We start from the raw sequence: 23,888 nt of genomic DNA, 5'->3' as shown, positions 1-23,888 counted from the left end.
ACCCAGAGACGTTCCATCGCGGCGGACATCACCGCCGGCCGATTGTCTTCGCGTGGCCGGCGCCACCGAACCGAAGGCGAGCAGAAATGGACACAACGCAGACACGGCTGGCCTTCGCGGAGCTGACCGCAACGCTCACTACCGATTTCGATGTGCCGAGCCTGCTCTACCTGGTCGCGCGGCACGCGCGGGAGTGCTTCGACGCCTACTCCGCGGTGGTAGTGCTGCTGGACGGCCGCGGCAACGCGGGTACGGGACGGACGCGAATCGTCGCCGAAGCCCTGCGCGAAGGATATTCGGCGGACCCTCGACTGCACGCGATCGGCCCCGGTTGCACCAGTGCGCGCTACGGCGCGGTCACGATGATCGCCGACCTCGGTGCCCGTAACGAAACGAGCTGGCCCAACTACCGGAGGTACGCGGTCAAGGCCGGGATGCGCGCGGTGCGCGCCTACCCCGTGACCACCCTGGCCATGCCCCTGGGCTCGCTGATCGTGCACACCGATGATCCCTGGGGCACCGCGCGCCCCAACGAGTTCGGTCAAACGCTGGCAGATCTGACCGCGATCGCCCTGTCGCTCGGCCGAATCGACCGTCGGCGCACCAGCACCATCGAAACGGTACAGGCCGTGCTGGACGGGACCACCATGATCGCCTTCGCGATCGGCATCCTAGCCCAGTATTTCCGCATGGACGTCGACCACGCCCGCACCCGCCTGAACCGGCTTGCCCGCGCACACGACACCACGCCCACCGCGCACGCGCGGGTGATCGTCGCCGCACAAAACAATCACCCCGCCGACCCGGCGAAGTCTGGCGCCCTGCACTCACCCGAAACACCCGATGCGCCAAGGCAGTTCGACAACTGAGCGCGCCGGCCGGCGGCAGGAACCGCTCGGCCGGATCGCGACGTAGCTCAGGACGACGGCAGGATCACGGGCTCGTCGTGTGCGGTCAACAGCAGATGGTCGATCCGCGATCGGGTCGAAGGGCCCGCCGCCGGGATCTCCGCCAGACCGGCGAGCACACGCTCGGCGAGCACGCGCAGTTTGACGTTGGTCTCCTGCGAGCGCCAGCGCAGCACTCGAAACGCCTGCTCGGCGCTGATGCCGTACACCACCATCAACACGCCCTTGACCTGTTCGATCGCCACCCGGGCCAGCAGCACCTCCGGCAGGATCTCCTCGAAGAACACCTTTCGGCCGCTGTCGACGGAGACATCGTGACTTCCACCCGGTGTGCCGGCATCGTGGCTGCCGACACCCTGGTCCTGGTGGGCTCTGTCGGCATCGGTGATATCTATGTAGAACCCCGCTGTCCCGACGATCGCACCCTGCTCGTCCCGCATCGGGTCCGACACCACGATGACATCTCGCACGACGCCGCGAAAGTCGATGATCCGGTGACTACAGGAGAACGGCGCGTCGTCCTCGACGGAGGTCACGATCGCCTCTTCCACCCGATCACGATCCGCAGGGTGCTTGTGCGCCAGCAGCAACTCCGTCGTCGGCACCACCTCGCCCGCCCGGTACCCGTACATGCGAGCGACCTCGTCGGACCACTCCCACAGCTGCTCGGCGAACCAGAACCGGAAACCCCCGGTTCCCAGCGGCGTACCGGCACCGACCACCCGCTCGACATCCCCGAGGTTGCCGCGGTAGCCGGAGCCACTGTCGCCGTTCATAACTACATTTAACGCCGAGACACGATGGTTTCGGCGATCGGCGTGCCGCAGGTGCGACCGCGGCCGGGACGGCCCCGAAACCCGTCCGGCCCCTGACCTACGGCAACACCGGGTGCGCCGGAGTCATCCGCACCCCTACCCGCGTATCCGGTGGGTAAACGTTTTTTGCTCATCTAATTCGGCCAGCGGGGTTTGTATCCGTTTTTGTTGGCTATTCGCTCCCATGCCGGGTCGGTCCAACAAACCGCCGCCTCGGCGAAGTCCGAGGGTAAAGGAGCCCCCTCGATGACTAGACCTGCCCGGAACTGCCCTGCGGAAACCCAACCGACCACGACCGTGAACCGTGCGAACGGATACGAAAGCCTCGAACCCTGGTTCGAACATCTCGCCGCCCTCCCCGCCGACGATCCCCGCCGCCGACAACTCCGTGACGACATCGTGCACCGCGCGCTCCCGCTCGCCGCGCATATCGCCCGTCGCTTCGCCCGTCGGGGCGAACCCCTCGATGACCTGCAGCAGATCGCTCGTCTCGGACTGCTGCTCGCGGTGGACCGCTTCGACTGCACGCGGGGACCGACGTTCCTCAGCTTCGCCATTCCCACGATCATGGGCGAGGTGCGACGCCATTTCCGCGACCGCACCTGGGCACTGCGCGTCAGTCGCACGCTCAAGGACATCCACGCCCGCCTCGGACCGGCCACCGAAACGCTCGCGCAGCGACTGGGCAGGCTGCCCACCGCCCGCGAGCTGGCCACCGAACTCGAGGTCGACCTCAGCGACGTGACCCAGGCCATGGTCGCGGCCGACTGCTATCGCACCAAACCACTGGAAAGCACGCTCCGCGAAGATGATTCGGACTCCGGTTATATCGTCAGCACCGCCGCCCTCGGACGCGAAGAGCCGGGTTACGAATTGCTCGAAAACGCCATGGCGGTCCGGCCGCTCATCGAGCGACTCCCCAAGCAGGAACGCCAAATCCTCATCTGGCGCTACTTCGGTTCGATGACTCAGTCCGAGATCGGGCAACGCCTCGGCATATCCCAGATGCAGGTGTCCCGCATGCTGAACCGAATCCTGACCTCCCTCCGCGAACAGGCCCTGACCCCCGCATCCGAACCGGCGCTGGCGTAGCCCGACACAGCCGTCAACCCAAACCTGACCCGAGCCATCCCGCATGCTGTCGGCCGCATGGATTTGCTGCCCGTTCGTTGACTCGTCCGGACCGCTCACGCGCCGCAGTACGCGTGATTTGTTGCGGCGCAGTGCTTTCGCGGTGAATGCACCCGGATGGGAGAACCGGTTACTCGAATTCGGCATTCGCGCAATGCGAGTCGACCTGGTCAGCGTTTACGACCGTGCACCAGTCGCACGATCGTGCGCATCAGCCGCACGGTGCGCTCGGTGCGGCGATAGGACAGCAGTTCTACGCCGGGGATCGAAAAGCGTTGCACCGCGAGGGAATGCGCACGAGAGAACTCCAGCAGGCCTGCGGCACCGTGGATTCGGCCGATGCCGGAGTCACCGACTCCGCCGAATGGCAGGGCCGGGATCGCCGCGAAGCCCGCCACCGAATTCACCGACGTGGCACCGGCGCGCAGCCGGCGCGCGATCGCGCGGCCGTGCCTACGGGAGAACACGGCCGAGCCGAGGCCGTATCCGCCGCTGTTGGCCAGGCGCACCGCGTCGTCGATGCTGTCGACGGCGTGCACGGTGATGGTCGGGCCGAAGGTCTCCTCGCACACCGCGGCGGAGCGTTCGTCGACGTCGACCAGCACGACCGGTTCGACGTAGGGCGGCCGCACCGAATCAAGGCCGCCGAGAACGGCTCTGCCGCCGTGCGCCAACGCGTCCTCGATGTGCCGGCGCACCACCGCGAGCTGGCTGGGCAGGGTCATCGGTCCGTAGGACGCCGACGCGCCGATGCCGGGCCGCACCGCGGTCAGCACCGTGGTGAGTTCGGCCAGGAACTGGTCGGCTACCGACCTGAGGACATAGACCCGCTCGACTCCGATGCAGGTCTGACCGCTGTTGCTGGTCGCGCCGAACGCGACGGCGTCGGCGGCCGCCGCGAGATCGGCGTCGGCGGCGACGATCACCGCGTCCTTGCCGCCGCACTCCAGCAGCACCGGGGTCAGGGTGTCCGCGGCGGCGGCCATGATGCGCTTGCCCGTGCGGGTCGAGCCGGTGAAGGCGATCTTGTCCACGCCGGAGCCGACCAGCGCCGCGCCGGTCGCGCCGTAGCCGTTGACTGTGCCGAACACACCTTCCGGCAGCTCCGGGTTGGCTTCGGCGAAGGTGGCGGCGAGCAGGTTGCCGACGCCGGTGGTGTGCTCGCTGGGCTTGAACACCACGGTGTTCCCGGCGGCCAGAGCGTAGGCGATGGACCCGTTCGGCGTGTACAGCGGATAGTTCCACGGGCCGATCACGCCGACCACCCCCAGCGGCCGCTGCTCCACCGCGGCCGAGAAGTTGGCCATCAACGCCCCGGTGCGCACCTTCTTCGGGCGTAGCACCCGGGCGGCGTTCTTCGCCGCCCACGCGGTGTGCTCTAGGGCGAGCAGCAGTTCCAGGAAGGCGTCGTCGCGGGGCTTGCCGGTCTCGGCGTGGATGAGGTCGCACAGCTCGTCCGCTTTGGCGACCAGCAGGCTGGACCAGCGCAGCAGATGCCTTCGGCGGGCGTCGAAGCCGAGCTCACCCCAGGTCGCGGCGGCCGCGCGGGCAGTGGCGACGGCCGTACGCACGGAGTCCTCGCCGTCTACCCGATAGGTGGCCAGGGCCGCGCCGGTGGCGGGATCGGTCGAGGTCAGTGTCTCCGGCTGCGCGATGGCAGACATAGTGGAATTCCTTGCTCTTGAAGGGTTTCGAGGCATACGGGAAGGGCAGGACGGTGGCCCCCGATCCAGGGCGTCACCGGCCGGTGAGCTCACGGGACGATGACGGACTGGGCCGCCGCGACGGCTCGGATGGCGATCGGCAACTGCCCCACAGCTGCCCCATCCACCACCACGCCGACTCCCGGTGCGCGCAGGGCCACCGACGCGGTGCGGCGAGGCGCCGCACCGGTCGGCGCGATCTCGAGCTGCCCGTCGTCTACTCGTCTACCACCGTTCACGCCGACCGACACCAGCACACCTTCGGTCTCGATCCGCTCGACGGACGTGCCGCCCGCACAGGTCATATCGAGTGGAAACGGCCGAGGGGCGGACCCGGTGCCGCGCGCTGCCGGGTACGGCCGCCCGGCACGCGACCACGTCCTGCGGTACCGCTCGGTGGGCGCACCGCCGAAACCCGCGTGCACCGCGGTCGCGAACCATCTGGGCGAAACCGGAGTCGTTGCGCCGGCGCCGGATTCGATCACGCCGAGGTCGATCCGGCGCTCGTTGCCCGCGAGCACGATGTCGGCGGCCGCCCGTGCGTCGTGCCGCGGGATGCCCAGCGTGGCCGCCAACCGGTTGGCCGGTCCGACCGGCAGCAACCCCAGCGGTGTTCCGGTGGCGGCGGTCGCCTGCAACGCGACCACGATCAGATCGTCACCGCCCACACAGACCACGACATCCGGTCGATGGGGTCCGGCCAGACGCTCGCGTAACAGCGAGATCGAACTCTCGAACGAGGTGCCGCGCAGTTGCCGCACCCGGACCCCGCGCTCGGCCAGGTAGTGCGCGGCCCAGACCGTCTCGCGCAGCCCCCTGCCCCATTCCGAGCACGGATAGGTGATCAGATCGAGGGACGCGACGCCGGCCATCGCGCGGGGAACGGACAGGGGGCTCATGGCGTAGTACTCCGATCGGATGGCGTGCCGTGGTTGTCGATCCGATCTTGCGCAAGGTGCTCGAGCATCCGTTGAGCCACGAATGAACAGCGCCCTGACCTGGTGCTACCTGTGCTCTCCTACGGCAGGTCGGACGGTCACAACCGCGCCGGTTCCACCTCCGGTGCCGCGGAACCGGCGCAGCACAGATCCGGCCGAGGGAGGGTGCGGCTGACCAGATCCGAGGATTCGGCGATGCCGGTGCCGAGTTCAGCCGCCTCCACGGCGCGTCCCTGCGCGGCCACCGCCGACGCCTGGAAGTGCAAGGCGTGGTCGCGCCGGATGGGGTCGGTCGCATCGGTGAGAATCCGGACGGCTTCGCCGGCGGCGGCTTCGGCCGCGGTGAAACGACCGCAGTAGAGGCCGACCTCGGCGAGCCGGTACAGCGCCCAGCCCAGGTACAGCCGGCGGTCGTGGATCCGGGCCACCCGCACCGCCTCCGCGCACAGCGCCATGGCCCGCTCCGGGTCGTTGTCACGCAACGCCGCCACTCGGCCCAGCTGACCGAGCGCCAACGAGTCGAAGGGCGCGCCACCCAGTTCGTCGGCCAATCGCAACGCCCGCTCAGCGGTCTCGACGGCCCGATCCCATTGCGCGACATCGCCGCACCGGTCGGCGAGGGTCGCGCACGCCCATCCCTCCCAGGCGGCATCGCCCAGTTCATGGAAGATTTCGGCGGCGGCGCCATTATGGATGATCGCGTCGACGATGTTGCCGATGCTGAGCGCGGCGGCGCCGAGGACATGCTCGACGAAGCCGAGCAGCATGCTGTTCCCGTTGGCCTGCAACGCTTTCCGGGCCGGCTCGAGCACGGTCACCGCGTCCTCGCCCCGACCCAGATCGATGGCGAGCACGAGCCCGAGCACCAGGCGAACCCGCACCTCACTGTCCCGATCGCCGAGCCGCTCGGTGACGGCGAGCAGTTGCCGGAACACTGCGGCGAGTTGCCCGGACTCCGCCGAGGCATCGATGCCGGTGGCGACCAGTAACGCGACAGCTACGGTCGCGGACAGCAGGCCGGGGTGGTCCGCGGCGATCTGCCGGTGCAACGCGATCAGGGTCGCGCGTTCGGCGTCGAGCCACGAATGCGCCTCGACTTCACCGGAGATCGGTCGGCCGGGGTGGGTCGTGGCCGGTACATAGTCGAGGTGATGGCCCGGATTACGTTGGCGAGCAATATTTTTCGCAGTAGCCAGGTAGAAGTCGAGCAGGCGGACGAGGGTCTGTTCCCGGTCGCAGTCCGGCGCCGCGTCCCTGGCGAACAGACGCAACAGATCGTGATAGCTGTACCGATCCGGTGCGGTAGAACGCAGTAGACCGAGATCGACCAGCGAGTCGCAGATACCCGACGCCGCATCGTCGTCGATGCCCAGAATCGCCGCCGCGGCGGCAACCGGAAGGTCCGGCACGGACGGCACCGCGAGCAGCACGAAGGCTCGTGCGGTGGCCGAATCCAATAGCCGGTAACCGACATGGAAGCTGGCGTCCACGGCAAGCTCGCCGCTGCGCAGTTCGGACAGCCGCCGTCGTTCGTCGGCCAGCCTCGTCGCGATCGCGGCGACGGTCCAGTGCGGCCGTGCCGCCAGGCGGGCACCGATGATGCGGATCGCCAGCGGTAGCCGCGCGCACGCGTCGACAATGGACTGTATCGCGGCCGGCTCGGCGGTTGCGCGTTGCACACCGATGATGCGGCTCAACAGGTTTCGCGCTTCTATGTCGGAGAGAACATCCAAATGACGGACCGTGGCGTCCGGCACCGGCAACAGCACAGTACGGCTGGTGATCAGGACCGCACACCTCGGCTCGCCGGGCAACAGGGGCGCCACCTGTTCGAGGTTGCCGGCGTTGTCGAGCACCAGGAGCAGCCGCCGACCGGTGAGCAGGTGCCGCAGCAGGCCCGCACGTTCGGCCTCGGTCGGCGGAATGTCGCTGTCCGGCACGGCCAGCGCTCGCAGGAACGCGGCCAGCACCGCCGCAGGCTCGGCCGGCCGGTCGTCCATACCCCGCAGGTCGGCATAGAGCTGACCGTCGGGAAACTGGGCGCGCACCTCGCGCGCGATCTGGACGGCCAGCGTCGTCTTGCCCACGCCGCCCATTCCCGTGAGCACCACGACGGGCGCAGAGCCCGCGAAACCGGTGACTATCTCGCACAATTCGCGCACCACCGGTTCGCGCCCGGTGAAATCCGCGATACCCCTAGGTAACTGCGCGGGGCGACCCTCGGCGGGTACGACGGAAACGGCGCCGGCCGGACCGAGCAGGGCCGCGGCCGAAGGGAGGTCGTCGTCGAGGATGGCACGGTGCAGAGCCGTCAACTCCGGGCCGGGTTCGATGCCGAGTTCGTCGACGAGCATCCGGCGGGTCTCGGTGTACACCGCCAGCGCCTCGCTGCGACGGCCACAGTGATACAGCGCGGTCATCAATAGTCCGCGCAGGCGCTCGCGCAGCGGGAATTCAGCGCTTGCCGCGGCGAGCTCGCCCACCACCTGATCATGGCGACCCAATCGAAGGTCGAGCTCCAGGCGGGATTCGAGCAGAGTCACCCGCAGCTCGGACAGTCGTCGCCGCTGGTGGGCGGCCTGCGGGCCCGGAACCCCGGCCAGCACCTCGCCGCGCCACAGGTCGAGCGCGCGGACCAGCAGGCCGTGCGCCTGCACGAAATCCCCTGTCGCCCGGGCCGTCTCGGCTGCGTCGGCCAGCAGCTCGGCGCGGTGGGCATCCACCGCGGCGCGCGGGACGCGCAGTTCGTATCCATCGCCGACCGATACGAGGATCGAGGCGGCGGCGCGGGGAGCGCGCCCGGGCTCGAAGAGTTTGCGCAGCAACCGCACATGCGAGCGCAACGAGGCAACCGCGTCGGCAGGCAGCTCGGTGCCCCAGACCGCGTCCACCAACTGAGCGGCGGTCAGCGGCCTGCCCTCGGCGAACAACAACGCGGCCAGCACCGCCTGGGTCCGCGGGCGTTCCGAGACCGCGGCCGTATCGCCGCGGCAGATGGTGACGCGACCCAGCACGGTGAATCTCAGTTCCGGCGCGTCCATCGGTCTTTCAGTCTCGAACATAGGATGACCCATCCTACGAACCGTCGGCGCCGGCCAGCGCCGACCGCGTCGTCCCCGCGCACAGCTACCGGGCCGACCAAGCGCGCTCCCCCGCCGCCCGACACTCGCGGATCGACCGCGCGACCTGCGGTTCAGACCCGCGTTGAGCGCATGTTCAGTGGTGATTCAGCCGAGGCGGCGATCGTGATGAGGTGAACACGCAACACCCGAACCAAGCGCAGTCGCACGACGGCAGTCCCGGTACCGCAACGACCCGGACCGGTCGGAGGCGGCGCCGTCGGGGCCGTGTCAGCTGACCGGTCGAGTTGGCGCGAGTCCCTAATTACGTTACAGTCACTCACTGTAACTAAACGTGAGTTCGTACCGCGGCAGCGCGGCACAACCACCGATGCCGAAGGAGCAAAATCCATGAGCAACCACTTCGCCGAGTCGATCAAGACCGCGCTGTCTTCCCTGGTGCCGGGCGCGCACGCGCAGGACGACGGGGCGCCGAAGCCGACGGTGGTGCTGGTGCACGGCGCGTTCGCCGACGCGTCGGGCTGGCAGGCGGTCGCCGGCAAGCTGCACCGGCGCGGGTTCCCGGTGATCGCGGTGCCCAACCCGCTGCGCGGGCTGACCTACGACAGCGCCTACCTGCAAGGTTTGCTGGCCGGCATCGACGGCCCGAAGATCCTGGTCGGGCACTCCTACGCCGGCGCGGTCATCAGCAACGCCGCTCCCGCCGTCGCCGACGTGGCGGCCCTGGTGTTCGTGGCGGCGTTCATCCCGGACCAGGGCGAGGCCCTCGGGGGCCTGCTGGAAACGCACGCGGACGCGTCGGTGCCGCCGCTGCCGCAGCAGGTCTTCCAGTACACCCGTCCCGACGGCTCCACCGGCACCGAGGTGTGGCTGGACCACGCGCAGTTCGCGACCGCGTTCGCCGCCGACGTCGACGCCGCGACCGCCGCCTACCTGGCGATCTCCCAGCGCCCGGTCGCCGCCGAAGCGTTCGGCGAAGCCGCCACCGCCGCCGGGTGGAAGACCACCCCCTCGTGGGCGCTGATCGCGACCGAGGATCACGCCATCGCGCCCAGCCTGGAACGCTTCATGGCCGAGCGCGCCGGCGCGACCGTCTCCGAGGTCGACTCCTCGCACGCGGTCATGATCAGCCACCCCGACGTGGTCGCCGACCTCGTCGAGCAGGCCCATCGAGCCACCCACTGACAATGCCGCGCCGCCGGTGCGAGTGAAAACCCGCCGCGCCCTTGCCCGGATGCCGCCCGAGCGGAAACCTCACCGGGAGCACCGGCCGCACTCGCGGCTTCCGAACAGGAGGAACCCACTCATGCAGCAGCCGACCGTTCCACCATTCACCGTCGTGCGGCCGGGCGAGGGAAAGCACGTGCCGATCCCCGGATTCGGCGCGGAACTCAAATTCGATGCCCAACTCACCAGCGGCGCGATGTCGATCGTGGAGCATCCTTTCGCGGTCGGCCTGATCACCCCGCCGCATATGCACACCGTCGAGGACGAATACTCGATCGTGCTCGAAGGCCGGATCGGATTCCGGTCCGGCGACGCCGAGGCCGTGCTCGCGCCCGGTGGGTACGTGCTCAAGCCCCGCGGCGAGATGCACGCCATGTGGAATGCCGGGGACACCCCGGGCCGGATCATCGAGATCATCATTCCCGGCGGCTTCGAGCAGTACTTCGTCGAACTCGGCGACCTCATGGCCGCCGAGCAGACGGCGCCCGCCGCGTTCGACGACCTGGCCGCTCGCTACGGGCTGACCTACGGCCACCCGGACTGGCTGGACGACGTCATCGCCCGCTACCACCTCGATCCGCCCACCCACGGCACCACCATCGTGCACCGGTAATACACAGGGAGACAAGGACATTGACTTCGTTCGACGCGGCCGTGCTCGGGTTGCGCGCCGGCTTGGGCCTCATGCTGATCGCCCACGGCTATCACAAGGTGTTCCTCGGCGGCCGACTCACCGGGACCGCGGCCTGGTTCGACAGCCTGGGGATGGCACCGGGCCGGCTGCACGCCCGGCTGGCCGCCGCCACCGAGATCGCCGCCGGAATCGCCATGGCGGCAGGGTTGCTCACCGCGCTCGCTGCCGCGGCGTTCGTGGCGCTGATGCTGGTCGCGGTGGTCACCGTGCACCGGCGCAACGGGTTCTTCGTCATGGACTCCGGGTGGGAATACAACTTCCTCATCGCGCTGGGCGCGGTCGCGATCGCCACCCTCGGCGCTGGTCGCGTGAGTGCCGAGCAGCTACTGTTCGGCGGCCCGCTGCTGACCGGCTGGGCCGGGCTGGGAATCGCCGTCGGTCTCGGACTCGCCGGTGGCGCCGGGCAATTGGCCCTGTTCTACCGGCCGGGCAACGCGGCCGCCGGGGCGACACCGTGACCTGATCGATGACGCGTCCACGGAATCGACGCAGGCCTCAGCCCGGCGGCCGCGGCTGCGGGATACAGTCGTGACCGGCAATGAAACACGAACGGGGAGGCCATGACCGGACGCCGCACCGAAACCGGCCACCCCCCTGCGACCCGCAAGTCGGGTCCGCGGGGCGGGCGACCCCGCGATCCCGCCGTGGACGAGGCCATCCTCCGCGCCACCCGCCGCCGCCTGGTCACCGACGGTTACACCGGGATGGCCCTCGGCGACGTCGCCGCCGACGCCGGCGTAACCCGCCCCACCCTCTACCGGCGCTGGCCGGGCAAACTCGAACTCGTCATCGACGCCCTCGACTACGGACTGCGCACCCAGCTCGCCGCAACCCCGCCGTTCCCGGTGGAAGACATGCCGCCCCGGGCGGCGTTCACCGAGGCCATCCGCCGCGTCGACCCCTGCTACTACAACCCCGACGCCATCATCCTGCAGGGCGGATTCATCAGCGAGGCCGAACGCGTCCCCGAACTGCTCGCCCACGTCGTGCGACGCGCCGTCGAACCGCGCGTATCCCAGGTCGAACACCTGCTGCAGCAACTCATCGACCGCGGCGCCGTCCGACCTGACCTCGACACCCGCTCCATCGCCACCATGGTCTTCGGCGCCTATTTCGGCGCGTTCCTGCGCGGCGACGACGCCGCCACCCGCGCGGGCCTTCCCGACCAGCTCACCGCCGTCCTGTGGCCCGCCCTCAGCACCGAGCCGGGCCCCTGACCTTCGAGGCACCAATCGGTTACGGTCCTTCGAGTGCTGCGGCGACACGTCCAGGGTGGGCGGCGCTCAGCACATGGCCGCCGACTTGATCGGCGGCGGCGCTGGTCGGCGCGAAGCGGGCGATCATGCGCGCCCAGTCCAGGTCTTCGATCTGGTCGAAGCCGAATCCGGTGAGTTTCGCGGCGATTTCGTCGGCGGTGAACAGCGACAACCAGGGCTCGCCGAGCCGCTCCATCACCCGCGCCAGTATTTCCATGGTGGCCTTGTTCTGCGGCGGCAGCGCGGAGATGGGTTCGCTGTAGTCGAGGATCACGCGTGCGGGCGCGGGCAGGTCGGCGATGAAGCGCAGCGTGGTGTCGACCGCGGCCGCGGTGAGATACTGCACCACGCCCAGCCACAGGAAGAACGTCGGCGCGGATCCGTCGAACCCTGCCGCGGTCAATTGTTCAGCGAGACTGTCGGTTTCGAAGTTCACCGGCACGAACCGCAATGACGCCGGTACCGGGATACCGGCATCGGCGACGCGTGCCCGCTTCCATGCCTGGGTATCGGGGTGGTCGACCTCGAAGACGGTCATACCGGGGAACGGGTTGCGCAGGCCGAAGGTATCCAGTCCGGCGCCGAGCACCACCACCTGGCGGATCGTATCGGCGTGAGCCGACAACTCGTTCTCGGCGAAGCGATGCCGCATGGCTAGGAAAATCCTTGCCTCCATGGGGATTCCATCGTCGGCCTGCGCTTCCTCGACCGCCTCGTCGGCGGCCTTGGCGATCAGCACGGCGAGCGGATCGTCGAAGATCCGCGGTTCGTCCGCGTCTTGATGGAATGCCCGCGCCCGCGCGGCACCCAACGCGGTCCGACTCGGCTGACCCAGTTGCATGAACATCCTTCCAGAGCGGCGTACAACATCACCGACTCTCTCAGAAACTTAAACAATTGGCAATGAGGGCCGTGCCCCGCCGACTGCCCCGTATGGCTACCGCCAGACGCTCTCGCGATATCGGACACCGAGCCGCACAGAACCGCACCCTGGAAACTGTTCCGGCCGAACCGGTTTGAGCCCGCCTGCACGGGTATGGCTGCATTGCGAGCCCACAAATGCTCGCACCGGTGATACCGGGACGCTCTCACCCCTGGAGCGCGCCTAGGCGCACCGCAGTTCGGCGGGGCGGAAACCCAGGTGCTGCCCACCCACCGCCCCGCCGAACCTGCCAGAACGACGTCCCCGCACGTTCGTCTCGAGCAGGACCCGATGTTGGGCGAGCCTCATGCCGAAGGGCTGGGTTCGGCCACGACTTCGGCGTAAGCGCCCGAATGCAGCAGGCGTTCCGGCTCCACGAAGCATCGGTGGGTGATGAGGGCCGCCGCGCCGCGCGCGACGGCGTCGCGACCCAACGGCGAGACGGTCAGCGAGATCGGGCGGCGGGCGGCGGCGAGCACGCCGGTGCCGAGTTCGGCTTGCACGCCCGGGGCGAGATCGTCGAACAAGGCCGCGTAGCTGCCGCCGAGCACGACGGTCGCGACGTCACAGACGTTGATCAGCGACCTGAGTGCGGTGCCCAGCGCCGAACCGGCGCGGTTGACCGCGGCCCGGGCGACCGCGTCACCCCCTTCCAGAGCATGCGACAGCGCGTCGAGATCGGGGACGCCCGCGGCACGGAACACGGTGTGCAGACCGGCGTATTGCTCGACGCAGCCCCGACCGCCGCAGGTGCAGGCAGGCCCAGCGCGCTCGATCACCACGTGCCCGAGTTCTCCGGCGAATCCGCTGCCCCCGCGAAACAGCGCCCCGCCGAGCACGATTCCGGCGCCGATGCCGACATCGCCGGACACATAGACGAAGTCGTCGCCGGCCAGAGGATGCGGCCAGACATGGGCGAGGGCGGCGAGATTGGCTTCGTTGTCCACCTCGATCATGCCCGCCTCAACCCCTTGCCGTCTCAGTGCCGCGTCCAGCCGGTCGCCGATCCGGATTCCGGCCAGACCCGGCACATTCGGCGCAAGCACCACGGTGCCCTCACACACGATGCCCGGCACGGCCAGCCCGATTCCCAGCACCGGCCGACCGGCCTCGGCGATCGCGTCGCCGATCGATTCGGCAAGCCGGTCGGCGATCTCTTCGGCACCGCGGCATCGGTTCTCGATGTAGACGCGGTGATCGGAGACGGTCGATCCGTCCAGCCGCCCCACGGTGACGGCGAGGTGGCACACGTTGATCTCCGCGCCGATCGCCACGGGTGCTTCGGCGGCGAACCGCAGCGGCCGCGACGGTCTACCCCGCCCGGTGTTGACGAGGGCGTCCTCGGACAGAATGCGTTGCCGCAGCAACGGTTCGGCCAGGCTCGCGACGGTGGCCTTGGTCAAGCCGGTGCGCTGGGCGAGCTCGGCGCGCGAGGCGGGGCTGTCCAGTACCGACCGCAGTAGCGTCCGCAGGTTCCCGGTGCGCACCTGGCGCAAATGGCCCGGGCGCGTGGCGGATTCGACGCCCGGCATCCGCCGTCGTGCGGTCACCTCGCACCGAGCAGGTGTTCCAGCGCAAGCTGATTCAACCGCACGAACCCAAAGCCGCGCTGCGCCGCCTTGTCGGCGTCGAAGTCGGCCAACGCCGGATCGGCCAGCAGATCGGCGTGGGTTTCCCCGGCGGCCAGCGTCGGGGTGCGTAGGTCGGCGACCCCGGACTCCGACAGCGCCTGGCGCACTTCGGGATCGGCGCGGAATGCGCGGGCACGCTCCTTCAGCAGCAGATAGGTCCGCATGTTCGCGGCCGCCGAGTCCCACACGCCCGCGAGATCCTCGGTGCGCGAGGGCTTGTAGTCGAAATGCCGGGGCCCGGCATAGGCGGGCGTGCCGTCCGGGCCGCCGTTCTCCAGCAGGTCGACCAGGCTGAAGGCATTCATCAGATCGCCGTGCCCGAACACCAGATCCTGATCGAATTTGACGCCACGCTGCCCGTTGAGATCGATGTGGAACAGCTTGCCGTGCCACAGCGCCTGCGCGATCGAATGCACGAAGTTCAGGCCGGCCATCTGTTCGTGTCCCACTTCGGGATTCACGCCTACCAGCTCTGGATGCTCGAGCGAGGCGATGAACGCCAGTGCGTGCCCGACGGTGGGCAGCAGAATGTCGCCGCGCGGTTCGTTGGGCTTGGGTTCGACGGCGAAGCGGATGTCGTAGCCGCGGTCACGCACGAATGTGGTGAGCAGGTCGAGACTTTCGCGATACCGGTCCAGCGCCGCGCGGACATCCTTGGCGCTGTCGTATTCCGCGCCCTCGCGCCCGCCCCACAGCACATAGGTCTGCGCGCCGAAGTCGGCCGCCAGCTCCACATTCCGCAGCACCTTGCGCAGCGCGAACCGGCGCACGTCTCGATCGTTGCTGGTGAACCCGCCGTCTTTGAACACCGGATGGGTGAACAGATTCGTGGTGACCATCGGCACCACCATCGCGGTCTCGGACAACGCGGTCCGCAGTCGGTCGATGCGCCGCTGCCGCTCGGCATGCGACGCGCCGAAGGGGAACAGGTCGTCGTCATGGAAGGTCAGGCCGTAGGCCCCGAGTTCCGCGAGCCGATGCACGGCCTCGACCACGTCGAGTTCCGGCCGGGTGGCGTCCCCGAACGGGTCCCTTCCCCGCCATCCGACTGTCCACAATCCGAAGGAGAACTTGTCCGCGCGAGTTGGTGCCACCATGTCGAACCTCGACTTTGTTCAGTCATTGAACTAATTGCATTCGAGCGTACCCACAATCCACGCCGACCGCGGCGATCATCACTCAAAACGTTGCGCGACACCAGAATTCCCCTGGTAGCCTCGTTCGGGATGCCGGAAATCCGCGAATCCGCTCCCGAGCTCGACTTCGCCCCGCTGCGGCACGGCCGGCTCAGCCACGGCGCGCGCATCGCCGTCCATCGGCATCGCACGGGGCAGTTGCTCTATCCGTCGGCGGGCGTGCTTGCCACCACGACCGAACTCGGCACGTGGGTGGCGCCGACCGACCGGCTCACCTGGATGCCGCCGGGTTTCGCGCACAGCAACCGCGCCTACGGGGCGACCGAGGTGCGGGTGCTGGAACTGCCGCGAGCGTTCTGCGGCGAGCTGCCTGTTCGACCGACCGTCTTCGCGGTGACTCCGCTGGTGCGGGAGTTGCTGGTGACCCTCACCTCCGATCGCCCCTTTCGGCCCGGCGCGCACGAGCGGCTGTTCGCGGTCGTCGTCGATGAATTGATCGATGCTCCAGAGCAATTCGGCCATCTTCCCGAACCGCGCGACGATCGGCTACGCACCGTGACCGATCGACTGCACACCGACCCCGCCGACAACGCCACCCTGGCCGAGCTGGGACGAGCCGCCGGTGCGAGCGAGCGCACCCTCAGCCGCCTGTTCCACACCGAGGTCGGCATGAGCTTCCACGGGTGGCGGACGCTGCTGCGCATCCAGCACGCGCTGGTACACCTGCACGACGGTCGCTCGGTCACCGACACCGCGATGGCCTGCGGCTGGTCGAATCCGACCAGCTTCATCGAGGCGTTCACCGCGCTCGTCGGGCAGACCCCCGGCCGATACCAGAGCGAACTGAACCAGACCGCGCGCTGAACCTTGGCGGGTTTCCGGATTCCGCTGGCGACATACCGGTGGTGCGCACTGTCGGCCGTGCCTACGTTGGTGGTATTCCGCCCGGGCGAAAACCCTTCTACTGCTTCCGATTACCGAGGAACGAGAGTGATGCTCGAAAATACCGGCGCCACCGCGGCCCGGCTGCTGATCATCGACACCGAGGACAGCGCCGTGGAATTGCTCGACGCGTCATCGCTGAACCGGCTCGCCCACCTGTCGATTCGCGCGATGCCCCACGAGGTCGCCGTGGATCATGCGCGGGGGCTCGGGTACGTGTGCATCAGCTACCAGGACGGCTTCTACAACCACTACAGGTCGGCCTCGCACTTCCTGGAGGTCGTCGCCGTCGATGAGCTCCGGCCGCTGCGCGGCATCGACCTGTCACCGCACTGGGGGCCGCACGGCATCGCGCTGGCACCGGATCGCCGCACGGCCCTGATCACCTGCGAGTCCGGCGGTGGGGAGCTGATCGCGCTGGACCTGGACCAGGAGACCGTACTCGGGTCGGTGTCCGTGGGTGCGCACGGCCCGCACTGGATGGCGCTGACACCGGACGGTTCCACGGTGTTCACCGCCAACAAGGAGGATGGGTTCGTCTCCGTCGTCGACGTGGCGTCGATGACGGTCACCGGCCGCATCGAGACCCCGAACGGGACCGAGGGTATCGCCGTATCTCCCGACGGTGCAAGGATTTTCGTGGCAAGCCAACGGTCGCCGCAGTTGTACGTCGTGGACGCGGTCCAGGCCCGGATCGAGGCAACGCTCGAGTTGCCGGAATCGCCGGGGGCGGTCGCGGTCACACCCGACGGCCGCTACGTTCTGATCACCAGCTTCAACTTCACCTACTGGACCGACAGTCCCGAGCTACGCCAGGGCTTCTTCCAGACCGTCGATGCGGCCACCTTGGCGCTCGGGCCGCGGATAGCGGTGGGCCGGTTCCCGCTCAATGTGATCGCCAGCGCGGACAGCTCGACCGCCTACATCAGCAACTACAAGGACGATTCCGTCTCGGTGATCGATCTCGAATCCATGTCGGTCACGGCGACGGTGCCGGTCGGCGCCGGACCGCACGGCCTGGCATATCTGGAGGAGCGTGCCGGACGGAGAACGTCTCACCGAGCCCATAACGAGCACGATGAGACGTCCGATTCCGACCGATAACTATTGTCAGGCGCGGGTCTGCAACTGCGGCAGCTTGGTCGCCTTGGTGGCATTGGCCACCTGGACGCAGTCAGCGGCCGTGGTGCCCGCGGTGTTGTTCCGGACATTGGTGTTGCACGCGTTCTTCAGCGCGCTGGACAATGCGCCGTAGTTGGAATTGGACGACAGCAGGGTCTGCGTGGTCCAGTACAGCGCGGCGGTCTTGGTGATGCCCAGCCCGGTGACGGTCACGCCGTTGAGGGTGCCACCGTCGGTGATGAGCGACGCGGTGCGGTTTCCCACCCCGCTGTTGGTGTGGACGCCGCCGCTGTCGCCGCTACCGGCATACCAGTAAGTACCCCGGTAGGTATCCGGATTCTGGTGCGTCTTCGGGTTCCTCATGTCCCGGATCACGCCGATCGAGCTGCACGCACCGAGCTGCCACCGGTTGGCGGCTGTGTTGCACGGGTTCGCGGTGTCCACCAGGAAGGTGAGCTCGCCGAACACATCGGACATGGACTCGTTGATCGCGCCCGGCTCGTTGCGGTAGACCAGACCGTTGGTGTTCTGGGTCACGCCGTGGGTGAGCTCGTGCGCGGTGATGTCCTCGGTGGTCAGACCCGAACCGTAGGCCATGTAACTGCCGGACCAAAAAGCGTTCTGGTACGGGCATTCATCGTAGGTGCAGAGACGAACGGTGGCGCGCAGCGCCTGACCGTGGCCGTCTCCGGTGTCGGAACCGATCAGGTTGGTCAGGTTCGCCACCTGGGTGTACTGAGCGTAGAACCGCTCGGTATTACCGAGGTAGTCGTAGATGTCGTCGACATCCTGGATGCCGCTGGGCCCCTCACCCTCCGACCGCGTCGGTTGGATGGCCGAGGTGCCGCAGCCGGCCTCGTTGGGGTCGATGGGCTGACTCGCGTTGTCACACACGACCCGGTTGAGGTGCCTGGTCTCGCTCCAGCTGTCGAGCACCTTGCCGGTGCTGTTCGCGTCGACGAAGACAACCCACGTCGCCGGCTCGCCCTTCTTGTCGGCACCGGCACCGGCGATCTCCACCTTGAACGCGGGCACCGCGATGCTCTGCGCCTCGTCTTTGGCGGCCAGCTTCGCGTCGTACCAGTAGGCCTTCGTCGCCGTGACGCGCAACCGGTCGGGCGCGGATTTGCTTTGCTCGGCAATCTTTTTCAGCGCGGTCTGGGCTACCTGGGCGGACGGTTGCGTCGTCGCGTACTTGCCCTGCGACTTCTTCGACAGCGAGCCGGTCACCGAGATCAGCGAACCGTCGGCGGTCAACGATTCCGCCGCCGACGCGCCGAACACCGGCACCTTGTCGATCTCCTGACGCAGCCGGACCGTGGCCCCCGTACCAATCTTGAACACAGACTCCACGACCAGATTGCCCGCGGTGTCACCGTTTCCGCCGAGCGCCTTCTGCACACCGTTCGCGTGCGCCTGCGCCGCGGTAGCGGCGTCGGCCGCCGAGCCTGCCGGAACCTTGATCGGATCCTTCGGCACCACCTGCCGAACGGAACCCTGCTGATCCGTCGTCACCTCTTTCGGCACGGAGGAAAGATCAGAACCCGAGGGTGCGGATGGACTGACCGGCGGCGCCCCGCCGGCCCCTGGGCCGGACGCGAAGACCATTGCCCCGACCGCAATTATCGCAAAGGCGGTATTTCGACCCGCCCGTTTATGTGCAAATTTCATTACCAAGTAGAACCACATACCAGCGGTCAACTCGACTGGAGAAAAGACTGGGGAATGAGCCGGACATCTTCGAGCTAATAGTCCGTTTTGCCCGAAAACGTTATGCGCGTATGCCTTTCGACATGATCACCCACGAGTACCCGATCCGCCCACCGGCGAGCGGGTCCCCGGCGTAAGGGATCCTCAGCACGGACGCTTCGAGCGGGCCGACCCGAAGTCGGGCAAGCGTCGAGGTGAAGCGATTCAGGCATCAACCCGACCGGACCTCCAGATAAAACTGGGCGACACGATTTGAAGGTGAAATGATATGAGTGCGATCGCCAGGCTGATCGATCTGAACGAGGCGTACATTACCCGCGGAACAGTATTTCGCCTGCCGCAAAATGGCCTTACGAGGACATCGTCGAATTCATGATGTACGAAACCCTCGAAGAATATCGCCCCTTCGGCCTTATGATGACAACTGGTTACAAGGCAGGCTTGATACTTGTCAAGTTGCCGCCGGAGAGCGTAGCCGAGGAAGCCAATGGATTGAGCACGACTTGGGTTCCGGGGCAGTCCCAGAGCTCCGCGATGGCAACTGCTTCGGACAAGGTCCAAGTCGCCGCTTCCTCAGCGAGCAGCGTTTCCCACGATGGCGCTCCGCCTTCCGCGCGGGCCGCGGCGTCGGAGCGGACTTTCAGCGCGAGCATGCCCACCCGCAGGAGCACAGGAACGTTGAGATGCCTTGCGGCTACTACGTTTTCACCAGCGATCGCGGCCGCGGCGGTCTTCGACAGGCTGATCGCTCCGGCGGCGGCGTGCGCGGCGAGCAGCATCTCCGTGCGTTTGGCCGTCGCGGAAGTCGCCAGCCGGGGAGTGCCCGTGGCACGGTATGCCCCGAGGTGCGTGTGCGTTCGGATGACGACCTCGGTCGCGAGCATCCCCAGACCAGGCGTCAGCATTCCGGAGCGAAGGTTCAACCCGTCGCCGGAATTAGTTCCGGCGTAAGCGTCATTGGCGAACTTCCGCAACTCAGGGTTCGGCATCTCGCCGAGAAGCGTCCAACCCGGCAACGGCAAGTTCATCGGGGTGACAAAATCTGCCGCCCAGTGTTTCAACAGCAACGCGACTGCCAGATGCCGCTCTGGTGCTCGCGCGAACGGTAGCCCGGAGCGCGTGGTCGCAACCGTTTCGAACATCCGCTGTCCGTCTTGCCACCACGTACCTTCGAAGGTTCCTGTGCGGATTTGATTGAGGGCGTTGAAGAACCGGCCGATGTCGTGGCCGGCCGACCGAACGCGATGTGCCGGACCGCCGAACTTCGGGCCGGTGTAATCGATGGGCAGCCGGGCGGTCTCCCGCTCCCACCGGCGCAGCAGGTCGGTCTTTTTCAACAAGGACAGACCGCTGAGCGCCGCGGCGTCCACCTGGCTGTCGTAGAGGTTTCCAAGTGCGCCGATGAGCCCCGAAATACCCACGGCGATCACGTCACCCCGTTCCCAGGGAACCCGTTGGGCCGCCCGCCACTCGTCGATCTGCCGCAGCGCGATCGGGTCGAGAATGTCGGCAATGGCGGGCTCGCCCCATCCCTCGACTTCGCGACGCTCCTGATGGTGGGCCGTGAGGTCGGAATAGGTGCGGCCGGCAGCGGTGCTCACGATGCGCTGTGTCGTCGCACGGTCGGTCGGCTTGCCCGAAAGCGCCGACGCGGCAATCATTTCGATGTCGTCGAGGTCACGCGTGAGTGCGTCCAAGTTGCCGACGTAGTCATCATCGATCGGCGAGACCTGCTCACTCGGGCTACCGCCAGTGTCGCTCACGCCGCTTCCTCGAGGTCGTCGGCGAGGACAGAGACCCCCTGTGCAAGGGTCTCGACGACCTTCTTCTCCCCCTCGACTTCCTCGAGTTCGGCCAGCAAAGCCTGGAGTTCAGCATTCTCCGGCCCGGTGACCCGCTCCTTGAGCCGGTCGGCGACGCTCCGGAAACGAGCAACGCGGTCCTCGGCCACCTGGCGTTGATCCCGCTCCGCGGTCAACTCCGCCTGCTTCGCCTCGAGCTGCGCACGAAGGAGTTCGATTCGCTCGGCCAGGGTCACGACGGTCTTGCCCAGATTCGTCACGCGCTCGCGGAGACTGACAATGACAGCCTTTGCCGCCTCTTCGTTACCGTCGACATCCCGCAGCACGAGCTGAGTCACGACATGGAGCCGGATGGCGTCGGCCGCGACGCGCGCTGCGGTGAACCCGGCGGCTTTTCCCGCCAGTGTGGCCGCTCCGATTCCCGCGGCGCCGCCGAAACCGGTGATGAGCGCGGCACCGCCGGCCATGCCGAGACCACCGGCGGCAATGGAACCCCCGCCGATCGCGGCCAAGCCCGCCGACGTAGCCACCGCGCCCGAATAGCCGAGGACAAGCGTTCCGTACGCGCCGGCAATTGCCGGCGCGGCGAGGCCGCCGGTCAGGACGCCGAGCCCTAGGCCCGCACCCGCGAGGAGTGCGTATTTGGTCCAGTTGCTTGCCTTCGAGAGCTTCTTGATCGCGTCCTTGTACGCGGTCTCCACGGCAGGCAGGTCTTCGGGATGGAGCTTGTCCAGCGACCGATGGACGTCGGCGAGGACTTCAGCGCGGACAGCCTTTTCCCATTTGCCCTCCACCCACGGCTCGAACCCATACAGATCGATCAGCAGAAGCAGCGCCCGTGATCGCCTCGTCACGACCGAGGAGATCTGTGGCCCAGCGGATTCGAGCGCCTCGAGATTCGGCGCCTCGCCATCCGCGGCGATCTGGCGAACGACTTCTGCGACAGCAGGCGACCAGTCGTCCTGGTCGCGTTCCACGATGGCCGCAACCGCGCTGTCGCGAAAGGAGTTACGGATTTCACGCTTGGACGGTAGGTGCTTGCCTTTCGATGCGGCGATGTCGCGCTGCATCATTCGGTACTGCCACGCCGTGAGGATGAGGTCCTCATCGGGCGAGAGCACGAGCTTCGTCTGCACCTGCACCGCGTCCATCCGCGTGACATTAGCGACAGAGCCCGACGCACACAGGCGGATCGAACGAACGCAGAACGAGACAAGGCCTGGAGTCGCGGAACGGACTGCGCATCACTCCAGCCAGGTGTCTGACAAGTCATGCCCTTATGGCCGCCCCGTAACCGCTCGACGTCTAGCCATCTTGCCGATGGCGGCGGCGACGTCTTCGGGATGCGCGATCGGGGACATGTGGCTCGAATGCAGTTCGGTGAGAGTGGCATTCGTCCGTTCCGCGAACCAACGCTGCAACCCAGGATCGAAGATCCGATCCTCCAGCGACAGCAGGTAAGCACACGGCAGATCACGCCACCCACTCGGCCCCGCAGGCTGGGAGAAACACGCGCCGTGGGTCGGCTTCTGCGTTGCGGCCAGCGCCCTGCGTTTCGCGGCGGGGACGTCAGCGGCCAGCACATCGGCGAACTCGGCGGGATCGATGATCGACCACCCGTCCTCAGCGAACCGGATCGCCTCACCGCCAGGCATTTTCGCGCCACGGCCACTCAGCGACGAGACTGTCTCGCCTTCCTCCGGCGCATAGGCCGCGACAAACACCAGCGCGTCGACCTGCTCGTTGTGCTCGGCGGCCCCGGAAACCACCATGCCACCGTAGGAATGCCCGACCAGCGTCACCGGCCCGTCGAAACTCGAGATCTCCCGCCGCGTCCAGGCGATGTCGTCGATGAGCGAGGTCAACGGCAACTGGACGGCCCGCACCCGATGCCCTTGCTCGTCCAAGACCGCAACCACCTCCTGCCACAGCGACCCATCACTCCACGCTCCGTGCACCAGCACAACATTCGCCACGACCGCCTCCATACTTGCCATTCGACGGACCAGCCGCCGCAAATTTCCGTGCAGCACAAGGCAACCAGGCGATCGGGCCGGCACCGAGCCGGCGAGATCGATCCCCCGCTTTCCGACATCGGGCCCGAACACAACGATAGGAACCGACACCCGAGTCCATAGAACAAACAGAATCCGCCGTTGGAGATACCTATGTGTTGCCGATGGTTCGGCGGTACCTATTCGGTAAGGCTGATCACGAACTTTGTCGGTCTCCCGGAAATCTGGCGGAACCACGTGAGTTCGAGCAAGTGTCTACACCCCTGGAGGTTTCAGTGTCCGCATCGGTACTCGACATGTCGATGTCGCTCGACGGCTACATCGCCGATCCCGATGATTTCCTCGGCGGCGAGGACGGCGAACGGCTGCACCACTGGGCCGGTGCCAGCGATGAGGCGGGGCCGACCCGGGAATTCGAGGCCGAATGGAACGGCGCCGGCGCGGTACTGTCCGGACGGCGGACGGCCGAGCTCATGGATCACTGGGGCGGCTCGCACAACGGCCTGCCGATCTTCGTGCCCAGCCACCGCCCGCCGAGCCCGGCCGCGCGATGGGGCTATCCGTTGGTGACGTATGTGAACGACAGCATCGAGAGCGCGATGGCGCAGGCGAAGGCCGCCGCGGGCGACCGCGATGTACAGGTGCGGGGCGCATACACCGCCCAACGCGCGATCGAGGCCGGCGTCCTGGACGAGGTCCAGATCCACCTGATCCCGGTACTCCTCGGTCGCGGCCACCGGATGTTCGATGTGTTGCCTGCCGAGATCGAGTTGGAGATTGTGCGGGTGATCGACACACCGCAGGCCACCCACATCCGCTACCGCGTCCGGCGCTGAGGCGGCGGCAAGGACTACGC

20 protein-coding genes are annotated in these 23,888 nt (G+C 67.6%); 10 read left to right on the top strand and 10 right to left on the bottom strand.

Annotated features, from left to right (window positions below):
- Positions 1-86: 86 nt before the first annotated feature.
- Positions 87-869, top strand: coding sequence for a GAF domain-containing protein (locus tag ACFQ9K_RS15895; protein ID WP_378717471.1), 783 nt, complete (start codon positions 87-89; stop codon positions 867-869).
- A gap of 47 nt (positions 870-916) precedes the next feature.
- Here ACFQ9K_RS15895 and ACFQ9K_RS15890 read toward each other — a convergent pair whose 3' ends face one another.
- Entirely contained in the window at positions 917-1,684 is a 768-nt protein-coding gene (locus ACFQ9K_RS15890; RefSeq protein ID WP_378717470.1) for a PAS and ANTAR domain-containing protein, read from the bottom strand.
- Between the two features lie 285 nt (positions 1,685-1,969).
- Between ACFQ9K_RS15890 and ACFQ9K_RS15885 the strand changes: the two genes are divergently transcribed.
- Positions 1,970-2,815 (top strand): SigB/SigF/SigG family RNA polymerase sigma factor, encoded by an 846-nt coding sequence (locus tag ACFQ9K_RS15885; RefSeq protein WP_378717469.1) that lies wholly within the window; start codon positions 1,970-1,972, stop codon positions 2,813-2,815.
- A gap of 209 nt (positions 2,816-3,024) precedes the next feature.
- Here the strand turns inward: ACFQ9K_RS15885 and ACFQ9K_RS15880 are convergent, their stop codons facing one another.
- From ACFQ9K_RS15880 to ACFQ9K_RS15870, 3 genes are all read right to left on the bottom strand, one after another.
- The gene (locus tag ACFQ9K_RS15880) at positions 3,025-4,518 is read right to left on the bottom strand and encodes an aldehyde dehydrogenase family protein (protein WP_378717468.1); all 1,494 of its coding nucleotides are present in this window, start codon (positions 4,516-4,518) and stop codon (positions 3,025-3,027) included.
- Positions 4,519-4,607: 89 nt separating this feature from the next.
- Positions 4,608-5,456: a diacylglycerol/lipid kinase family protein gene (locus ACFQ9K_RS15875; protein ID WP_378717466.1), complete on the bottom strand. Its 849-nt coding sequence runs from the start codon at positions 5,454-5,456 to the stop codon at positions 4,608-4,610.
- Between the two features lie 137 nt (positions 5,457-5,593).
- On the bottom strand, positions 5,594-8,557 hold the full coding sequence (locus tag ACFQ9K_RS15870) for a BTAD domain-containing putative transcriptional regulator (protein WP_378717465.1): 2,964 nt from the start codon (positions 8,555-8,557) through the stop codon (positions 5,594-5,596).
- Between the two features lie 408 nt (positions 8,558-8,965).
- Here ACFQ9K_RS15870 and ACFQ9K_RS15865 point away from each other — a divergent pair, with 408 nt between their 5' ends.
- The 4 genes from ACFQ9K_RS15865 (at position 8,966) to ACFQ9K_RS15850 (ending at position 11,713) form a co-directional block, all read left to right on the top strand.
- On the top strand, positions 8,966-9,760 hold the full coding sequence (locus ACFQ9K_RS15865) for an esterase/lipase family protein (RefSeq protein WP_378717463.1): 795 nt from the start codon (positions 8,966-8,968) through the stop codon (positions 9,758-9,760).
- 121 nt (positions 9,761-9,881) lie between these two features.
- Positions 9,882-10,415: a cupin domain-containing protein gene (locus ACFQ9K_RS15860; protein ID WP_378717460.1), complete on the top strand. Its 534-nt coding sequence runs from the start codon at positions 9,882-9,884 to the stop codon at positions 10,413-10,415.
- Between the two features lie 20 nt (positions 10,416-10,435).
- A complete protein-coding gene (locus ACFQ9K_RS15855; protein ID WP_378717459.1) occupies positions 10,436-10,954 on the top strand; it encodes a DoxX family protein in 519 nt (172 codons plus the stop codon).
- A gap of 102 nt (positions 10,955-11,056) precedes the next feature.
- The gene (locus ACFQ9K_RS15850) at positions 11,057-11,713 is read left to right on the top strand and encodes a TetR/AcrR family transcriptional regulator (protein WP_378717457.1); all 657 of its coding nucleotides are present in this window, start codon (positions 11,057-11,059) and stop codon (positions 11,711-11,713) included.
- Positions 11,714-11,732: 19 nt separating this feature from the next.
- Here ACFQ9K_RS15850 and ACFQ9K_RS15845 read toward each other — a convergent pair whose 3' ends face one another.
- From ACFQ9K_RS15845 to xylA, 3 genes are all read right to left on the bottom strand, one after another.
- Entirely contained in the window at positions 11,733-12,593 is an 861-nt protein-coding gene (locus tag ACFQ9K_RS15845) for a class I SAM-dependent methyltransferase (protein ID WP_378717455.1), read from the bottom strand.
- Between the two features lie 386 nt (positions 12,594-12,979).
- Positions 12,980-14,224 (bottom strand): ROK family protein, encoded by a 1,245-nt coding sequence (locus tag ACFQ9K_RS15840; RefSeq protein ID WP_378717454.1) that lies wholly within the window; start codon positions 14,222-14,224, stop codon positions 12,980-12,982.
- Complete coding sequence (gene xylA, locus ACFQ9K_RS15835) at positions 14,221-15,402, bottom strand: xylose isomerase (RefSeq protein WP_378717452.1); 1,182 nt, start codon at positions 15,400-15,402, stop codon at positions 14,221-14,223. Before xylA ends, ACFQ9K_RS15840 begins: the two co-directional genes overlap by 4 nt.
- A 129-nt stretch (positions 15,403-15,531) precedes the next feature.
- Between xylA and ACFQ9K_RS15830 the strand changes: the two genes are divergently transcribed.
- Together ACFQ9K_RS15830 and ACFQ9K_RS15825 are read left to right on the top strand one after the other, a co-directional pair.
- Positions 15,532-16,305 carry an AraC family transcriptional regulator gene (locus tag ACFQ9K_RS15830; RefSeq protein WP_378717451.1) on the top strand — a complete coding sequence of 258 codons (774 nt, stop codon included), beginning with the start codon at positions 15,532-15,534 and terminating at the stop codon, positions 16,303-16,305.
- A gap of 129 nt (positions 16,306-16,434) precedes the next feature.
- Entirely contained in the window at positions 16,435-17,487 is a 1,053-nt protein-coding gene (locus ACFQ9K_RS15825) for a YncE family protein (protein ID WP_378717449.1), read from the top strand.
- 6 nt (positions 17,488-17,493) lie between these two features.
- Here ACFQ9K_RS15825 and ACFQ9K_RS15820 read toward each other — a convergent pair whose 3' ends face one another.
- Positions 17,494-19,032 carry a M4 family metallopeptidase gene (locus tag ACFQ9K_RS15820; RefSeq protein WP_378983254.1) on the bottom strand — a complete coding sequence of 513 codons (1,539 nt, stop codon included), beginning with the start codon at positions 19,030-19,032 and terminating at the stop codon, positions 17,494-17,496.
- Between the two features lie 555 nt (positions 19,033-19,587).
- Here ACFQ9K_RS15820 and imm45 point away from each other — a divergent pair.
- Complete coding sequence (imm45, locus tag ACFQ9K_RS15815; RefSeq protein WP_378726998.1) at positions 19,588-20,166, top strand: Imm45 family immunity protein; 579 nt, start codon at positions 19,588-19,590, stop codon at positions 20,164-20,166.
- 808 nt (positions 20,167-20,974) lie between these two features.
- Here the strand turns inward: imm45 and ACFQ9K_RS15810 are convergent.
- The gene (locus ACFQ9K_RS15810) at positions 20,975-22,168 is read right to left on the bottom strand and encodes a hypothetical protein (RefSeq protein WP_378983251.1); all 1,194 of its coding nucleotides are present in this window, start codon (positions 22,166-22,168) and stop codon (positions 20,975-20,977) included.
- Between the two features lie 126 nt (positions 22,169-22,294).
- Positions 22,295-22,993 (bottom strand): alpha/beta fold hydrolase, encoded by a 699-nt coding sequence (locus tag ACFQ9K_RS15805; protein ID WP_378718896.1) that lies wholly within the window; start codon positions 22,991-22,993, stop codon positions 22,295-22,297.
- A gap of 314 nt (positions 22,994-23,307) precedes the next feature.
- Here ACFQ9K_RS15805 and ACFQ9K_RS15800 point away from each other — a divergent pair, with 314 nt between their 5' ends.
- A complete protein-coding gene (locus ACFQ9K_RS15800; protein WP_378718898.1) occupies positions 23,308-23,868 on the top strand; it encodes a dihydrofolate reductase family protein in 561 nt (186 codons plus the stop codon).
- Positions 23,869-23,888: the final 20 nt, after the last annotated feature.

The sequence above is a fragment of the Nocardia sp. NPDC056564 genome, from assembly GCF_042793755.1.
In the GTDB taxonomy this organism is placed as follows: Bacteria; Actinomycetota; Actinomycetes; order Mycobacteriales; family Mycobacteriaceae; genus Nocardia.
This window is presented reverse-complemented; position numbering and strand designations above follow the sequence as displayed.

Bases quoted from the DNA above. Each gene is read 5' to 3' on its own strand.
- ACFQ9K_RS15895 (WP_378717471.1), top strand. From the start codon at position 87: ATGGACACAACGCAGACACGGCTGGCCTTCGCGGAGCTGACCGCAACG.
- ACFQ9K_RS15890 (WP_378717470.1), bottom strand. From the start codon at position 1,684: ATGAACGGCGACAGTGGCTCCGGCTACCGCGGCAACCTCGGGGATGTC.
- ACFQ9K_RS15885 (WP_378717469.1), top strand. From the start codon at position 1,970: ATGACTAGACCTGCCCGGAACTGCCCTGCGGAAACCCAACCGACCACG.
- ACFQ9K_RS15880 (WP_378717468.1), bottom strand. From the start codon at position 4,518: ATGTCTGCCATCGCGCAGCCGGAGACACTGACCTCGACCGATCCCGCC.
- ACFQ9K_RS15875 (WP_378717466.1), bottom strand. From the start codon at position 5,456: ATGAGCCCCCTGTCCGTTCCCCGCGCGATGGCCGGCGTCGCGTCCCTC.
- ACFQ9K_RS15870 (WP_378717465.1), bottom strand. From the start codon at position 8,557: ATGTTCGAGACTGAAAGACCGATGGACGCGCCGGAACTGAGATTCACC.
- ACFQ9K_RS15865 (WP_378717463.1), top strand. From the start codon at position 8,966: ATGAGCAACCACTTCGCCGAGTCGATCAAGACCGCGCTGTCTTCCCTG.
- ACFQ9K_RS15860 (WP_378717460.1), top strand. From the start codon at position 9,882: ATGCAGCAGCCGACCGTTCCACCATTCACCGTCGTGCGGCCGGGCGAG.
- ACFQ9K_RS15850 (WP_378717457.1), top strand. From the start codon at position 11,057: ATGACCGGACGCCGCACCGAAACCGGCCACCCCCCTGCGACCCGCAAG.
- ACFQ9K_RS15845 (WP_378717455.1), bottom strand. From the start codon at position 12,593: ATGCAACTGGGTCAGCCGAGTCGGACCGCGTTGGGTGCCGCGCGGGCG.
- xylA (WP_378717452.1), bottom strand. From the start codon at position 15,402: ATGGTGGCACCAACTCGCGCGGACAAGTTCTCCTTCGGATTGTGGACA.
- ACFQ9K_RS15830 (WP_378717451.1), top strand. From the start codon at position 15,532: ATGCCGGAAATCCGCGAATCCGCTCCCGAGCTCGACTTCGCCCCGCTG.
- ACFQ9K_RS15825 (WP_378717449.1), top strand. From the start codon at position 16,435: ATGCTCGAAAATACCGGCGCCACCGCGGCCCGGCTGCTGATCATCGAC.
- imm45 (WP_378726998.1), top strand. From the start codon at position 19,588: ATGATGTACGAAACCCTCGAAGAATATCGCCCCTTCGGCCTTATGATG.
- ACFQ9K_RS15810 (WP_378983251.1), bottom strand. From the start codon at position 22,168: ATGGACGCGGTGCAGGTGCAGACGAAGCTCGTGCTCTCGCCCGATGAG.